Here is a 14,829-nt window from a genome sequence, read left to right on the forward strand (position 1 = left end):
CAATTTTAAAAGACCGGTATTTCGTATTAATACAGCGTTGCAGAAATAGCACCTACTGTAATTCCCTTATCTTAATACTGCGATAACTCACTTCATCGCCATGATCCTGTAAAAGAATATGGCCTTGTTTAGCTTCTCCAAAGTTTTCCCATATTTTATACTTGCTTATTGCCACAAGGTCTTTAAACGCTTTTGAACCACGCTCATATTCCAATACTTTAATACCATTCAGCCAATGCTCCACATGGTTATTTGGATAAACAATTATTCTTCCCCAGTTCCACTTGCCGGGCTCATTAAAATATCTTCCACTTTTATTGGCAGGTATCATATCGTATAGAGAAGACAATGTTCTGTTACCATTCCGGCCGAGCTTGGCATCGGGATGAAGCTTATCATCTAAAACCTGGTACTCCAGCCCGATAGCAGAACTATCGCTTTTTTCATCGAGTGTTACAAAATATTTTACGCCGCTGTTAGCTCCGGGCGTTAACTTAAACTGAAAGGTAAAATCGAATGCACTGTACTCATTTAATGTAACAATATCGCCGCCATTCTTTCCCTGTTCACCATGCGATTTCAAAACAGTTATCATGCCATTATCAATCTTCCAGCCATGATCGGGAAACCCTTTCTTAAAAGCGCCGCGCCAGCCATTTGAAGTTTTTCCATCAAATAATAATTTCCATCCATCACCCGCTTCATCTTTTGAAAGATTGTTGGGTATGGTGTTTACGATAAAAACCTCTTTGGGAAAAGCTGTTGGCGTAAGGCCTGTGGTTTTAATTTTAATATTTTTCCAATACATTTTTTTGCCAGCCATTGAAGCATTGGAAACTGCATGTACCTGTAATGCTATAAAACCTTTTGCAGCAGCATCATCAATTAAGTAAGCAACCGGTTTATTGTTTATCCAGGTTTTAATAGTATTGCCAATGCATTCAATAGTATAATGGTTCCAATCGCCGGTCTTAAATAGATTTTTAGCTGAAGGATTAAGTGTGACAGGATAGAGCCAGCCTCGCCTGGCTTCTTCATAAATGCCGCCGCTCCATGCTCTTGATGATGCATCTTCTTCAACCTGGTATCCATACACACGGCCTTTGTTACTGCCATTTATTTCATTGGCATTGTAGTGGCTTCTTATTTGCACGCCGCTGTTGCTGGCCGTATCATCAACCTTTGCATCAAACTCCAGAATAAAATCGCCATATTCTTTTTCTGTTGCAAGGAATGTATTGGGAGAACCCGCAACAGTTGTACCTGCAATCATACCATTCTCAACAGTATAATTGCCCGAACCCACAATGCGTTTCCATCCATTAAGCGTTTTACCATCAAGCAAACTCGTAAAGCCATTTTGCGAAAAACAAAAAGTACTTAAAAGCAGGCTGAATAAAAGCAACGCAGAATATTTCATTTATAAAAATTTAAAACTTACTATTTGGTTATGGCATTATGCTGCGGCCAATATACAGAATAAAAAATTTACCTTCATTTATCCAAAAACAGTTTATTAATAAAAAATTTTTATGAAGATTGTACATGCATCCCTTGTTTTCCTTCTTTTTGCAGCCTGTAGTTCTCCTGATAAAAACACGCCTGCAGCCACAGCAGCAAATACTGATGAAGCTGCAATTAAACAGGCGGTTGATAATGCTTACAAATCGCTTGGTTTTTCAGCAGGAGCGCAACCGGCATTTGATAGCATTCAATATGCTTTCATACCACAGGCGCAACTCATAAATTTTATTACAGATACCGCACAAATATTGTCAATCGGCGATTTTGTAAAAGCATATAAAAATTATGTTGAAACAAGCAAGGTGCAATCTTTTAGTGAAGAGGAGATTTATGGCAGGACAGATCAATATGGAAAAATTGCACAACGCATCAGCTCTTATAAAACGTATATCAACAGAACGGACATGCCTGCAGAAAGAGGCGTTAACAGTTTTCAACTGATTAAAACAAAAGATGGCTGGAAAGTTTCCAGTATAATATGGGATATAGAAAGTAAAAACCTGCCCATACCCCGGACTTATCTTTTGCAATAATTAAAATTTATAAACGCCCTGCATTTAACGGGGCGTTGTTATTAAATGCAGGCGTTTAAGCTTTCTATAAAATTGAACATTGATGCATTAAACTATTATATTCATTTTTAACTTAGCCTGATAAACACATATTAGAATGGCATTTGTAGATTATTATAAAACTTTAGGCGTAGAGAAAAATGCTACAGAAGATGAAATAAAAAAAGCCTATCGCAAACTTGCAAGAAAATATCATCCGGACCTTAACCCGAATGATGCTGAAGCCAATAAAAAATTCCAGCAGATAAATGAAGCCAATGAAGTGTTAAGCGATCCTGCAAAACGAAAGAAATATGATGCTTATGGCGAGCATTGGCAACATGCGGAACAATATGAACAGGCAAAACAGCAGCAGCATAATCAATCTTCGCAGGGCTGGCAGGAATACACTTATTCAGGTGGCCAGCATGAAGGCGATTTTTCAGATTTCTTTGAATCCTTGTTTGGCCATGCACGCAGTGGCGGCGGCAGGAGTACGCGTGCAAAATTCAGGGGGAACGACTATAACGCCTCGCTGCAGTTAAACCTGCGCGATGCGTATAAAACCCATAAGCAAACATTTACTATAGACGGAAAGCAAGTGAGAATTACTGTGCCTGCCGGCGTAGCAGACGAACAGGTTATTAAACTGAAAGGTTATGGCAGCGCCGGTGTAAATGGCGGTCCCCATGGTGATTTATATATAACATTTAAAATTGAAGATGACCCCAGGTTTAAACGCCTTGGCAATGATCTTTATACCACTGCGGAAATAGACTTATATACAGCCGTTCTCGGCGGCGAATACATGCTGGAAACATTTGGCGGTAAAATAAAATTGAAAGTAAATGCAGAAACACAAAACGGCAGCGTCGTCCGGTTAAAAGGGAAAGGTTTCCCGGTGTATAAACAGGAAGACAGGTTTGGCGACCTGTTTGTAACATGGCAGGTTAAAATACCCACCAATCTTACCGAAAAGCAAAAAGAATTATTTAAAGAACTATCTAAATTATAGTTATGGAAAATAAGAACCTTGTGCCTGCTATGGTTTGCTGCGAACACTATAAGATTGAATTATCGTTTATTCATTCACTGGAACAATACGGTTTTATAAAAACTGTAAGGGTTGATGCAGATGAATTTCTTGAAGAAGATGAACTGCAAACACTTGAAAAATTTATACGGATGCATTATGAGCTCGATATAAATATGCAGGGCATTGAAGCTATTAATTTCCTGCTGGAACGGGTTCATAATATGAAGAATGAGATTGCCCATTTGAGAAGCAGGTTAAATGTGTATGAAACAAAATCATTTCATGATGACCTGTAATAAACCTCAATAAATAGGAGTGCATAGATTGCGCAAGAAATTGACAAAAGAATTTTCATATAACAAACAGGAAAAGCTAAAAAGCAGGAAGCAACTGGATGCCTTATTTAAAAAAGGCAAAAGTTTTACAGTCTTTCCATTAAAAGTTTTTTTTGTTTTTGCAGATGATACGCAGGATACTATTATTAAAACGGGCGTTGGCGTAAGCAGCAGGCATTTTAAAAGAGCAGTGCAGCGCAACAGGGTTAAACGCTTGCTGCGTGAAGCTTACAGAACAGAAAAAACATCACTGCATGCGGCACTTAACAAGGGCAATAAAAAACTCGCCATATTTTTATTGTTTGTTGATAAAACATTACCGGAATATTCTTTGCTGAAAGAAAAAATGCCTTTATGTATTCAACGATTAATTCATGAAGTGGATATTAAAAATACTTAGCTACCCGTTTATATTACTGATAAAAATTTACCAGAAAATAATCTCGCCTGTATTGGGCCCGCAATGCAGGTTTACGCCCACATGCAGCAACTATGCGCTGGAAGCGTTTAAAAAATACGGTGTATTTAAAGGCGGATGGCTTGCCATTAAACGTATTTCAAAATGCCATCCATGGGGAAAAAGCGGTTATGATCCTGTACCGTAAAAATTTCGGCTTTTACATGCCCTGCGGGGTTTACGAGTTAAGCATCACAATAGAAAACCCCATGTAAAAACATGGGGTTTAACCAAAACCAACTGCTACGAAAAAATCTTATTGAATAGTAATTTCTTTAGGTAAAACTTTTACTTCTTCTTTTTTAGGAAGAAAAAGTTTTAAAATACCATCTTCATACTTAGCTTGTATGCCTTCTACGTTTACCACATCATCTATGCGGAAACTGCGTTTAAAGCTTGTAGCAGTAAACTCGCGGCGATGGGTTTTGTAATCGTTGTTATCGGTTTTGTTTTCTGTTTCACTCTTCTTTTCGTAGCCCACAGTAAGTAAACCGTTTTCAACATTTACTTTAAAATCTTCTTTCTTTAAACCGGGAGCAACTAACTCCAGGTGAAAGCCATCATTGTTTTCATGAATGTTTACCGGGGGATTATTCCAGCCCAACTCTTTACCAACTGTTGCAGGTAAGTTGCTGAATAATTCATCAAATAAGTTGTCGAAGGTTCTGTAGTTACGTTTTACTAAGGTTGCCATAGTATTATTTTTTTGTTTTTTTAATTATTTGCTTAGTAAGGTTCAAACAATATACCATAGCATTTTTACGGAAAAGCTTGCAGTATTTGTATAAAAAACCATGACAAAATTTCAATATTTGCGCATATATTGCGACTTTTTGTCAAGAATCTTTATTTCAGTTTCGTTCCTATTATTTGTTTGTTTATGTTTAAGCTATAACCAAGGCGTTTTAAACAATGGGTTTATTCTTTTAGTATCATTGCACGTTTTAAAATAAATGCATGTATCCCAATTTATATTATTTATTTAAAGATGCTTTTGGATGGAATTTGCCTGCGTTCAAAATTGTAAACACCTTTGGTTTTTGCGTTGCCATATCTTTTTTGGTGTGTGCCTGGTTACTGGTTAAAGAATTAAAGCGCAAACAGGCGTTAGGTTATTTTACCTATAAAGAAGTTACCATTGAAGTGGGTAAGCCTGCGGGTATAACGGAGTTGCTTATAAATTTTTTCCTCGGTTTTATTTTAGGGTATAAAATCCTCGGCATTTTTATTATTAAGGGCGCGATGAATGATCCGCAGGAATTTATTTTTTCTTCGTTGGGAAGTTTGCCTGCGGGTATTTTGCTGGGATTATTTTTTGCCGGTTTTAAATGGTGGGAAAAGAATAAATCAAAATTGCCGAAGCCGGAAAAAAGAAATATACGGATATGGCCAAGCGACCGCGTTGGCGATATAACCATTATTGCTGCTGTGGCTGGTTTTGCGGGTGCAAAGATTTTCGATAACCTCGAGAACTGGGACCGTTTTATACAGGATCCCATTGGCAATTTATTTTCTGCAAGCGGCCTTACTTTTTACGGAGGCCTTATTGTGGCTTCGCTTGCATTGCTGTATTATTTCAGGAAGAATAAAATAAGTTTTATAAATGTTGCAGATGCTAGTGCGCCGGGTTTAATGTTTGCTTATGGCTCGGGCAGGATAGGTTGCCAGGTTGCCGGCGATGGCGACTGGGGCATTATAAACAGCGCTTTTGTAAGTAATGCAGAAGGCGGTGTTCAATTAGCGGGCTCATCCACTGAATTTCAAAAAGTGCTCGCTGATAATGCACATTATTACGTCAGCCAGTTCGGCTCACTTAGTGAAGTGCAGCATGCGGCAGTAAAGCCTTTCCTCGGTTTGCCTGACTGGCTTTTTGCCTATACTTACCCGCATAACGTAAACAGTGAAGGCATTCCCATATTTGGCTGCACCTGGGATAATTACTGCAACCATTTGCCATTGCCTGTTTTTCCAACTCCTATTTATGAAATTGTAGCTTGCCTTTTATTATTTGCTTTTTTATGGTCAATAAGAAAGAGAATAAAAATGCCGGGCAGGCTGTTTGCTATCTATCTTTTTGTAAACGGCATTGAGCGTTTTTTGGTGGAACATATCCGCGTAAATACAAAATATCATTTTCTCGGCATCAATCCCACACAGGCTGAAATAATTTCGCTTGGTTTAATTATAGCAGGGGTTGCCTTATATATATTAGCGCCTAAACTAAAAGCTTCAAGGCAACTGGCGGCGAATATTAATACACCTTCTTAAAACGGTTTAAAATATTTTTTCTATTTCAACGGCTTTGCGCTGGGTAATAAGTTTATTTATGATATTCTTATCCTCATTGCTAATATCAAGCCGGCCTGCGATCCTGGAAAGCAATCCATCTTCCTCAGTTGTAAGTTGCTGGTCGCTTAAACATAATTCAATGCAATAAGAATATAGCGCCAGGTTTTGCACGGGATTTATCAGCTTTAATAAATATTGCAGGTATTCGTTTTCATCGTCCATCGTTTCTTTGTAGGATTTGTAATGAACCAGCTCTTCTTTAAAATTCAGGTCTTTATGAATTTGCAGGTCAACAAACCTTGAGGCCACTGTATTTACTTCTTCCTGCGTGAAATTCCCATCCTTAAAGCAACAATGTAAAAACAAATGGCAAATAGCTTCATCCTGTGTTGTAATGTAATCTTCGTACATATTAAATGTTTTTTAGGTTCAATCAACTTTAATGCCGATAAGAAGGCTTGCGGGTTATCAATTTATGGTTTGCTCTTATGAAGTTTAACAGTTTACGATTTATGAACAACTATTTTTGCAGCATGCATTATGTATCTGCAGAAGGAATAACAAAAAGTTTTGGCGCCGGTGATCTTTTTAAAAACATTTCCTTTCATATATCAGAAGGCGATAAAATTGCCTTAATTGCCCGTAATGGTTTTGGTAAAAGCACCTTGCTTAAAATATTAGCCGGCAAGGAAACAGTGGATGATGGCGAGGTTTGGATAAACAAAGATGTAACCGTTGCTTTATTTGAACAGGAACCAAAATTCAATGAAAATAAAACGGTACTTGAAAATATATTTCATACTAATCATCCCATCATTGCTGCTATAAAGGAATATGAAAACGCCATAGAGCTGAATGATGAAAAAACCTTATCATCTGCATTAATTAAAATGGATGAACTGAATGCCTGGGAATTTGAAAGCAGTGTAAAACAAATTTTGGGCAAGCTCAATATTCATCATCTTCAATCCAATATCAGCGAATTAAGCGGTGGGCAAAGAAAACGCATTGCACTCGCTCAAACGCTTATTGATATTGGTTTTGAGCACAAGCATACTTTACTTATAATGGACGAGCCCACCAATCATCTCGATATAGAAATGGTTGAATGGCTTGAACATTATTTAGGCCAGCAGCATGTAACCTTATTGCTGGTTACGCACGACCGTTATTTTTTAGATGCTGTGTGCAATGAAATATGGGAAATTGATAATACAAGATTATATACATACAAAGGCGACTATGAAAATTATTTAGAGAAGAAAGCGGCGCGTATAGAAAATGAACAGGCCAATATTGATAAGGCAAAAAATTTATACAGGAGGGAATTGGAATGGATGCGCAAGCAGCCCAAAGCACGCACCACAAAATCTAAAAGCCGCATAGATGCATTTACTGAAACAGAGCAAAAGGCCAAACAAAAAATTGTGGATGCCCAATTGCAGCTGCAAATAAAAATGAGCCGACTTGGCGGCAAGATCGCTGAAATGAAAAAGGTTTATAAATCGTACGGCGATAAAGTTATTCTTAAGGGTTTTGATTATACGTTTAACAAAGGCGAACGCATCGGCATTATTGGTAAGAACGGTGTTGGTAAATCAACCTTCATCAACATTCTACAAGGGATTGAACAAGCGGACAGCGGCAAAATAAATATTGGCGACACGGTTGTATTCGGCAATTTTTCGCAGGAGGGCTTGGTGATAAAAGAAGACATGCGGGTAATTGAATATGTAAAAACTTTTGCCGAAAGTTTCCCGCTGGCAAAAGGCGGCAGCTTAAGCGCAGCGCAGTTCTTAGAGTTGTTTTTATTTCCGCCGGAAAAACAATACACGTTTTTATCATCGTTAAGTGGTGGCGAAAAAAAGCGTTTGCAGTTATTAACGGTTTTGTTCCGTAATCCTAATTTCTTAATTCTGGATGAGCCTACCAACGATCTTGACTTGCCAACATTAAGTGTGCTGGAAAACTTTTTGCTTGATTATCCCGGCTGCGTTTTAATTGTATCGCACGATCGTTATTTTATGGATAAGCTGGTTGATCATTTATTTGTGTTTGAAGGCAATGGCGATATAAAAGATTTTCCGGGTAACTATACGCAATATAGGTTAGAGGAAAAGAAAACGGGTGACAGTTCGCAGGCAAAGGATAACAGAAAAAAGACTGAACCGGCTGCAGGTTTGCAACAGCCTGGCACCGGTAAAAAATTAAGCTATAAAGAAAAGCGTGAATTCGAATTATTGGAAAAAGAAATCCCGGCGCTTGAAGCAGAACAAAAACTGCTTACAGAAAAAATGAGCAGCAATATTAGTTTCGAAGAAATAACCACTGTAAGCGAAAGGTTGCAGCAAATTAATGCTTTGCTTGAAGAAAAGGAAATGCGCTGGCTGGAATTAAGCGAATTTACTTCGTAACATAAGCGAAGCACCGGCGCAGGTACAAACATAAACCCGCCTGCGGTTTCATTATTAAATTTGTTTTATGCTAAACAACGATGATGAAAAGAAAAGATTGATGCCTTATGTTTTCGGTATAATAATCGTAGGCGCCATTATAATTATATTTTTAGTTGAGTGGATATTCAGGCTATTCTGATCTTTTAATATTAACGGCATCATTATTTTTATAAAAAATTATCAATGGAAATTTTAGGAATTGGTTCGCGTGTAAAGCATCCGTCTTTTGGAACAGGTGTAGTTATCCGTTTGCATAGAAGGAACTATGATGTTTGTTTCACAGAAGCAGGGATAAAGCCTGTGTCAAAGGATTTTGAGCTTGAAATTATTGAAAGAATAGAGCCGGAATATAATGTGAGTTTTTCGGAGGCTGAGGATGCGCTTATAAAAATATTACGCGAATGGAGTGATGTTACAGAATTAATTCCTTTGGGAGATAAGTGGAAAAACGGCCTGATGATTTTAAAACCGGGCGATGCCGCCTTAAAAGAAAAGGAAGTACCCGTTGAAACATTCTTTCATAAGATTGTTATGCTGCGCGACAGGCTGCGTGTTATGGAACAACGCATTAACGCCCATAAATTATTATCCGATGAAGACAAGATAGATCTTCAGCAATATATCACCCGTATTTACGGCAGCCTCACCACTTTTAATGTGCTGTTTAAACATCAAAGCGATCAGTTTGTGGGAGAGAAAGCTTAGTAATTAAGCGTTAAGCTGTGAATCAGATTGCTATGCCCTTCTAAAATTTTACTTTGAAAACGTTTTCTGTTTGATTTCTATTTCCAGGCTTTCCCTGCGATGTGATTATTGATCTCTAAATAATTTTCTTTTCAGAAAATCAAGATAAAAACTTCTAACCTTTAATGTGCTAATATTTTTCGAGGGAACCGCCGGATTTGTTCCCTATTGGAAATTGGTTACGACTATTTAAACAGCTTTCTTTATCACTGAAGTCTTCAATCCTTTTATTTCTATTTATTTATCATTGATTAACGAATCAATTGTTACTGCTTTTATCTGCAAACAAAGGGGAAGCTGAAAACCTTTTAAAAGAGTAAGCGCTAATCTTTTATTTATAAAAACACTCACATGAAAAAGAATTTAACACTCGCATTGGCGGTAGCTGCGTTAATGATTGGCAGCCTGCAAAAAACAAACGCTCAAAACTGGAAATTTGGCGGTAATGCGTCGGCTACTGATACAACTTTGGGTACGACCAATAACCATGCACTTCGTATAATTACAAACGCGGTTGAGAAAATGCGGATTACGGCCGATGGTAAAGTTGGAATTGGAACTACTAATCCCTCTACAATTTTTCACGTAGTGGGAAATCAGACGCTGTCAGGCAATCTTAATTTCGTTGGTGGGAACCAACTTATCCAGTTTGCAAACCCGGCCGCTTTAGCTAAACCCATGATATACATGTTTAAATCCGGTACCGCCAATAACAACCGCATGGTGTTTGCCCATTCTTCAACCTATCAGGATTGGGGCTTGCAATACAATGATGGTATTGACCAGTTCGATTTTCTTGGCGCAGGTTCAAGTAAGTTAGCTATCAATCTCTCCAACGGCAATATTGGGATAGGAACAGCTACACCGGCAGCTAAATTAGATGTGGCAGGCAATCAACAGCTGGCGGGTAATTTAACTTTCACTGCAGGCACACAGTCCATTCAATTTGCCAATCCTGGCACTACACCAGCTCCTATGATGTATATGTTTGCTTCAGGCACTGTTAATACTGCCCGCATGGTCATCGCTCATTCGCCCGGCTTTCCAACATGGGGCTTACAATATTCTGATAACGGCGACCAGTTTGACTTTCTCGGTGCCGGTTCAAGCAGAATGACGGTAAATCTTTCAAATGGTAATGTTGGTATTGGTGTTACAGCGCCTGTTTATAAGCTGGAGGTATGCGGTACCATACGCGCAAAGGAAGTACGTGTTGAAACCGGTTGGTGCGATTATGTATTTGAAAAAGATTATAAACTCAGGTCAATAGATGAGCTTGAAAAATATATAAACGATAATAAACATTTGCCCGGTATTGCGCCGGCAAGCGAAGTTGAAAAAGACGGTTTGAAAGTAGCGGAAATGAATAAGGCGATGATGGAAAAGATTGAAGAACTTACCCTGTATGTTATCCAGTTAGGTAAAGAGAACAAAAAACTGCAGGCAGATATTGAAGCATTGAAGAAATAAGTTTTATCAATCTAAAAATTATTGACATGAAAAGCTTTGTAAAATATATTACGGAAAATATCCGCCCGCCGTTATTGTTGTTGCTGGTGATTATTACTGCTTCTGCATTTGGGCAGGCGGGCACGCCGCTTACTGCTAAGCTTCAGAAAATGGCCAAAGCGGGCAGCACAAGGGAATGGATAACATTCTTCGAAGATTCTTCCATTAAACCAAGATCTATATTTAAAGATTTTAAAGCCGCTTTTGAATTATCGGATAACGACGATATGGTTATTCAAAAAGTAAAAAAAGATGAAATAAATTATTCACACTATAGATACCAGCAATACTATAAAAATCATCCTGTGGTATATGGAGAATATATTGTGCATCAGCAGCCTGATGGATTTGTAGCATCAGCGAATGGCAGGCTCGTTACCGGCTTAAAATTGGGAAACTCACCGGCTGTTACAGAAAAACGTGCATTGGATGCCGCCTTGCAATTTATGAATGCCGGTAGATATTTATGGCAGAATGCTGAAATGGAAAAAGAACTGAAACGCCAGCAAAAAGATCAAAACGCCACCTATTATCCAAAAGGAACATTAGTATATGCGCCTGTTAAATATGATGGTAAATTCAACCCCGCAGATTACAGGCTGGCGTGGCAATTCAACATTTATCCGGACCAGTCTGAAGTAATGGCAAAAAAAGTATTTGTTAATGCACTTACCGGCCAGGTTATGAGAACTGTTGATATTTCGATGGCTTGTTCAGGAGGAACCGGTACATCAGCCTTTAACGGTTCGGTAAGTGTTAATACCGAATATACAGGGAGCACCTACCGCTCACACAATGATTGCCAGTTAACAGATATATATGTTTATAACTGCAACGGTGGTTCGGCATCCAACACTTACTATACTGACCTGGATAATACCTGGGGTGCAACGGCTTTAACGCAGTCTGCTGTTCAGGCAATGTGGGGTGCACAGCAAACTTATAATTATTACCTGGGCCAGCATGCACGTACAAGCTGGAATAATGCAGCCGGAGACATGATTGCATATAACAATTCAAACCAACCAGGCCTCGGTCTTAACAATGCCTGCTGGGGTTGCACCGGCAACAGTACCATTTTTGGCGCAGGAAGCACAAGCGCTGCCACAGATGACTGGAATACAAACGATATAATGGGACATGAGTTTACACATGGTGTTACCCAGTCTGAAGCCGGGCTGGATTATGTAAATGAATCCGGCGCTTTGAATGAATCGTTCAGCGATATTTTTGGAGAAATGGTTGAAAGCTGGTCTGAAGGCATTAATGATTACCTCGTTGGCGCAGATCGCGGCGCCATAAGAAGTTTTATTAATCCTAATGCTTATGGCGATCCGGACACGTACAAGGGAACGAATTGGTATACCGGAACCGCGGATAATGGAGGTGTGCATACAAACAGCGGTGTTCAAAATCACTGGTTTTATCTTTTGTCTGAAGGCGGAAGCGGTACCAATGATAAAGGAGAAAGTTATAATGTAATAGGTATAACGCGTTTTAAGGCGAGGCTTATTGCCTATCGTGCATTAACGGAATACCTGACATCAGGTTCACAGTATATTGATGCCAGGTATGCATCGCTGCGGGCCGCCTGGGATTTATACGGCCAGTGTTCACAGGAAATCATTTCTGTTGGCAATGCCTGGCATGCCGTTGGTGTGGAATCACAATCACCTGCTTACATTCAATACGCTTATGGCAATTACCCCGCAAGCGGAACATGGGTGCAGGCAATCAGCACAACTTATGGAGGCGGTAGTTCCACAACCACCATTACACCAAGCAGTACTATCACCTATTTTACAGCAAGGGATAAAGTAATCCTGCTACCTGGGTTTACGGCTCAAAACGGCTCCAATTTTGTTGCTTATCTCGAGCCATGTTCTGCTACAAGATGGGCTATGCCTGAAGAGGTAATAATGAGTGATGCTGAAAAAGGGTTAAGAAATCCTGTTTCTTTGAAGGCTGATACTTCAGTGGCTCCCAATGCAGCTATAGCAAATACTTTACCCGATCAAAGTATAAATATTGCACCTAACCCGTTTGCACAGTCGTTTACATTAACCATAAACGCGAAAGGTGACGGTAAGGCTGATGTAACAGTTTACAATTCATTTGGTGCAAAAGTGCTGCAGCGGCCTGGCGTTAACCTTATTAAAGGCAGCAACAGGTTGATGCTTGATGGCGCCCGGCTTGCCTCAGGAGTGTATATGCTCGAAGTAAACTTTGGCAATTCAAAGCTTGTAAAGAAGATAATTAAGAGCAATTAGTAAAATTAATTGACGAATATTAAACTTTACAAGATTAAAACTGATTCCCTTTAATAAGAGGGGATCAGTTTTTTATGGCATTAGTTTATCTTTTATTTCGCGCCAGGTTATAAGATGAATATTATTTTTAGCTAATAGCTGCCTGCACATATCGCTGGAAAAGAAATTAAAATCTTCCTGCCGCCACGCTGCCCCATAATCAGGATGGTTCATAGTTATGGCTTTCATTTCATCGTCATCATAAGCAGCATGAAACAAAATGCAGTTAAGGCCGGCAGGCAGGTTGTTCAATATCTGCGTGTAATAAGCATTCATGCCCTGCAGCCTGTTGGCAGGAAAAGCCATATACACATTATCTGTCAGCACATCTTTGTCTGTAATCAAATCGCTTATATCCACCTGGTAAACCAATTTAAAAGCGGCTGTGTTTAAAAGACATGGCAATTTATATTCACGCGCAAGTTTCAGGTATATTTTTAAAAAATCTTTATTGAAAAAGCAACTGCCCATGTGAGAATCGAGGTGTGAAGGATGAATGCCGGAATGAATTGCTTTTTCAATCTGGGCCCGCAATTCGGTTTCAATTTCAGCAAGCAGGGCTAACTTGCCAAGGCTGTCTAAATCATTATAAAAATAGCCGTTGGTATTCAGCAAACTTTTGGTTTTGTCATTACCGGCAACAGCGCCCCATTTATAATATTGCCACTCACTTGTAAGCGTAAGATGAATGCCTATATCTGCACTGGGATGCTCTGCTGCATAAGCAGCTATCTCAGAAAACCAGGGCGCAGGAGCGATGATGCTTCCCGAGCTTATTAAACCCTTTTCCAACAAGTAAATACTTGCAGAATCTTCTGAATGAGACAAACCCAGGTCATCTGCATGTAGTATTAACAGCTTTGCATCTTTTGAATAGCCTAACTTTTCCTGTATGCTTTGCTGCGCAGTTACATTCAGGCATAATAATACCAACGGGATGATTAAATAAAAACGATTTTTCATAACATGAAGTTATACATATAACGTATTATTTCAATTTGGTTAAGAATGGGTCATACTGGCGTTTCAGGAATCGCTTAATTCATTTAATGGCGTCAGGCCGGTAGCTGCTAATGGCATTTTTTGTTGACCCAGGTTTCTAATCTTCTTTATCAGTTTCATCTTTCGTTCTTTCCCATTCTTTCGCAGCAAGCATCATTCTTATCTCGCTAAAACTTATATTATCGCCCAGTTTTTCTTTTATGGATGTAATGGAAGCGCTGTTTTCCAAATGTTCTACATGCGGCTCTATCAAAACAATTTTTTCCCGCTCTACCAGCTCATGAATTAATATCATGCCGCGTTTGATATAAAATATAAGATGACCTTCAATGGTTCCAATAGCAAGGTTGCGCAGCTTAGCTATTTCTTCTACAGAATTTCCTTCCCTGAACAATGTATAGCTTGAGTTTTTAGTATCTTCTTTTGCCGTTTCGGATTTCTGTTTGCGTTCTCTTTTAGGTTGTTTGTCAGCAACAGACGAAGTAAGATTGTGTTCAGAGCTGTATTCCTTAATTACCTCTAAAAAAAGATAGCCGTATTGTTTTGCTTGCAGAAAAAAAACACCTGCTGCAATCATGCATGGAAAGTTTTTCTGTTAACCGGTATTATTCTTTTAA

15 protein-coding genes are annotated in these 14,829 nt (G+C 38.9%); 10 read left to right on the top strand and 5 right to left on the bottom strand.

Going from position 1 to position 14,829, the window contains the following annotated elements:
- Nucleotides 1-52: 52 nt before the first annotated feature.
- Nucleotides 53-1,420, bottom strand: coding sequence for a 3-keto-disaccharide hydrolase (locus ACTHN6_RS13820; protein WP_440436359.1), 1,368 nt, complete (start codon nucleotides 1,418-1,420; stop codon nucleotides 53-55).
- A 112-nt stretch (nucleotides 1,421-1,532) separates the two neighbouring features.
- Between ACTHN6_RS13820 and ACTHN6_RS13825 the strand changes: the two genes are divergently transcribed.
- The 5 genes from ACTHN6_RS13825 (at nucleotide 1,533) to yidD (ending at nucleotide 4,051) form a co-directional block, all read left to right on the top strand.
- Nucleotides 1,533-2,057 (top strand): hypothetical protein, encoded by a 525-nt coding sequence (locus ACTHN6_RS13825; RefSeq protein WP_440436360.1) that lies wholly within the window; start codon nucleotides 1,533-1,535, stop codon nucleotides 2,055-2,057.
- A 136-nt stretch (nucleotides 2,058-2,193) separates the two neighbouring features.
- Nucleotides 2,194-3,090, top strand: a complete 897-nt coding sequence (locus tag ACTHN6_RS13830) for a DnaJ C-terminal domain-containing protein (RefSeq protein ID WP_440436361.1) — start codon at nucleotides 2,194-2,196, stop codon at nucleotides 3,088-3,090.
- Between the two features lie 2 nt (nucleotides 3,091-3,092).
- Nucleotides 3,093-3,407, top strand: a complete 315-nt coding sequence (locus ACTHN6_RS13835; protein ID WP_440436362.1) for a chaperone modulator CbpM — start codon at nucleotides 3,093-3,095, stop codon at nucleotides 3,405-3,407.
- A 28-nt stretch (nucleotides 3,408-3,435) separates the two neighbouring features.
- Nucleotides 3,436-3,846 (top strand): ribonuclease P protein component, encoded by a 411-nt coding sequence (gene rnpA, locus ACTHN6_RS13840; protein ID WP_440436363.1) that lies wholly within the window; start codon nucleotides 3,436-3,438, stop codon nucleotides 3,844-3,846.
- Nucleotides 3,821-4,051 carry a membrane protein insertion efficiency factor YidD gene (gene yidD / locus ACTHN6_RS13845; protein WP_415158327.1) on the top strand — a complete coding sequence of 77 codons (231 nt, stop codon included), beginning with the start codon at nucleotides 3,821-3,823 and terminating at the stop codon, nucleotides 4,049-4,051. The genes rnpA and yidD overlap by 26 nt, the downstream gene beginning before the upstream one ends.
- A gap of 108 nt (nucleotides 4,052-4,159) precedes the next feature.
- On the opposite strand, the gene ACTHN6_RS13850 is transcribed toward yidD, so the two are convergent.
- On the bottom strand, nucleotides 4,160-4,597 hold the full coding sequence (locus ACTHN6_RS13850; protein WP_440436364.1) for an Hsp20/alpha crystallin family protein: 438 nt from the start codon (nucleotides 4,595-4,597) through the stop codon (nucleotides 4,160-4,162).
- 263 nt (nucleotides 4,598-4,860) lie between these two features.
- On the opposite strand from ACTHN6_RS13850, the gene ACTHN6_RS13855 reads away from it, so the two are divergent.
- Complete coding sequence (locus tag ACTHN6_RS13855; protein WP_440436365.1) at nucleotides 4,861-6,171, top strand: prolipoprotein diacylglyceryl transferase; 1,311 nt, start codon at nucleotides 4,861-4,863, stop codon at nucleotides 6,169-6,171.
- Nucleotides 6,172-6,177: 6 nt separating this feature from the next.
- Here ACTHN6_RS13855 and ACTHN6_RS13860 read toward each other — a convergent pair whose 3' ends face one another.
- The gene (locus ACTHN6_RS13860) at nucleotides 6,178-6,603 is read right to left on the bottom strand and encodes a TerB family tellurite resistance protein (RefSeq protein WP_440436366.1); all 426 of its coding nucleotides are present in this window, start codon (nucleotides 6,601-6,603) and stop codon (nucleotides 6,178-6,180) included.
- Between the two features lie 101 nt (nucleotides 6,604-6,704).
- Between ACTHN6_RS13860 and ACTHN6_RS13865 the strand changes: the two genes are divergently transcribed.
- The 4 genes from ACTHN6_RS13865 to ACTHN6_RS13880 all read left to right on the top strand — a co-directional run bounded on the left by ACTHN6_RS13865 (nucleotide 6,705) and on the right by ACTHN6_RS13880 (nucleotide 13,171).
- Nucleotides 6,705-8,606 (top strand): ABC-F family ATP-binding cassette domain-containing protein, encoded by a 1,902-nt coding sequence (locus ACTHN6_RS13865; RefSeq protein ID WP_440436367.1) that lies wholly within the window; start codon nucleotides 6,705-6,707, stop codon nucleotides 8,604-8,606.
- A gap of 225 nt (nucleotides 8,607-8,831) precedes the next feature.
- A complete protein-coding gene (locus ACTHN6_RS13870; protein ID WP_440436368.1) occupies nucleotides 8,832-9,353 on the top strand; it encodes a hypothetical protein in 522 nt (173 codons plus the stop codon).
- A 390-nt stretch (nucleotides 9,354-9,743) separates the two neighbouring features.
- Nucleotides 9,744-10,862, top strand: a complete 1,119-nt coding sequence (locus tag ACTHN6_RS13875) for a hypothetical protein (protein ID WP_440436369.1) — start codon at nucleotides 9,744-9,746, stop codon at nucleotides 10,860-10,862.
- Between the two features lie 26 nt (nucleotides 10,863-10,888).
- Nucleotides 10,889-13,171, top strand: coding sequence for a M4 family metallopeptidase (locus ACTHN6_RS13880; RefSeq protein ID WP_440436370.1), 2,283 nt, complete (start codon nucleotides 10,889-10,891; stop codon nucleotides 13,169-13,171).
- A gap of 72 nt (nucleotides 13,172-13,243) precedes the next feature.
- On the opposite strand, the gene ACTHN6_RS13885 is transcribed toward ACTHN6_RS13880, so the two are convergent.
- On the bottom strand, nucleotides 13,244-14,173 hold the full coding sequence (locus ACTHN6_RS13885) for a polysaccharide deacetylase family protein (RefSeq protein ID WP_440436371.1): 930 nt from the start codon (nucleotides 14,171-14,173) through the stop codon (nucleotides 13,244-13,246).
- Nucleotides 14,174-14,309: 136 nt separating this feature from the next.
- The gene (locus tag ACTHN6_RS13890) at nucleotides 14,310-14,789 is read right to left on the bottom strand and encodes a helix-turn-helix domain-containing protein (protein ID WP_440436372.1); all 480 of its coding nucleotides are present in this window, start codon (nucleotides 14,787-14,789) and stop codon (nucleotides 14,310-14,312) included.
- Between the last annotated feature and the right edge of the window lie 40 nt (nucleotides 14,790-14,829).

The organism is Parafilimonas sp., from assembly GCF_051953455.1.
Taxonomy (GTDB): Bacteria; Bacteroidota; Bacteroidia; order Chitinophagales; family Chitinophagaceae; genus Parafilimonas.

Coding starts and splice junctions, on each gene's coding strand:
- ACTHN6_RS13820 (WP_440436359.1), bottom strand. CDS start 1,420: ATGAAATATTCTGCGTTGCTTTTATTCAGCCTGCTTTTAAGTACTTTT.
- ACTHN6_RS13825 (WP_440436360.1), top strand. CDS start 1,533: ATGAAGATTGTACATGCATCCCTTGTTTTCCTTCTTTTTGCAGCCTGT.
- ACTHN6_RS13830 (WP_440436361.1), top strand. CDS start 2,194: ATGGCATTTGTAGATTATTATAAAACTTTAGGCGTAGAGAAAAATGCT.
- ACTHN6_RS13835 (WP_440436362.1), top strand. CDS start 3,093: ATGGAAAATAAGAACCTTGTGCCTGCTATGGTTTGCTGCGAACACTAT.
- yidD (WP_415158327.1), top strand. CDS start 3,821: ATGAAGTGGATATTAAAAATACTTAGCTACCCGTTTATATTACTGATA.
- ACTHN6_RS13850 (WP_440436364.1), bottom strand. CDS start 4,597: ATGGCAACCTTAGTAAAACGTAACTACAGAACCTTCGACAACTTATTT.
- ACTHN6_RS13855 (WP_440436365.1), top strand. CDS start 4,861: ATGTATCCCAATTTATATTATTTATTTAAAGATGCTTTTGGATGGAAT.
- ACTHN6_RS13860 (WP_440436366.1), bottom strand. CDS start 6,603: ATGTACGAAGATTACATTACAACACAGGATGAAGCTATTTGCCATTTG.
- ACTHN6_RS13865 (WP_440436367.1), top strand. CDS start 6,705: ATGAACAACTATTTTTGCAGCATGCATTATGTATCTGCAGAAGGAATA.
- ACTHN6_RS13870 (WP_440436368.1), top strand. CDS start 8,832: ATGGAAATTTTAGGAATTGGTTCGCGTGTAAAGCATCCGTCTTTTGGA.
- ACTHN6_RS13875 (WP_440436369.1), top strand. CDS start 9,744: ATGAAAAAGAATTTAACACTCGCATTGGCGGTAGCTGCGTTAATGATT.
- ACTHN6_RS13880 (WP_440436370.1), top strand. CDS start 10,889: ATGAAAAGCTTTGTAAAATATATTACGGAAAATATCCGCCCGCCGTTA.
- ACTHN6_RS13885 (WP_440436371.1), bottom strand. CDS start 14,173: ATGAAAAATCGTTTTTATTTAATCATCCCGTTGGTATTATTATGCCTG.
- ACTHN6_RS13890 (WP_440436372.1), bottom strand. CDS start 14,789: ATGATTGCAGCAGGTGTTTTTTTTCTGCAAGCAAAACAATACGGCTAT.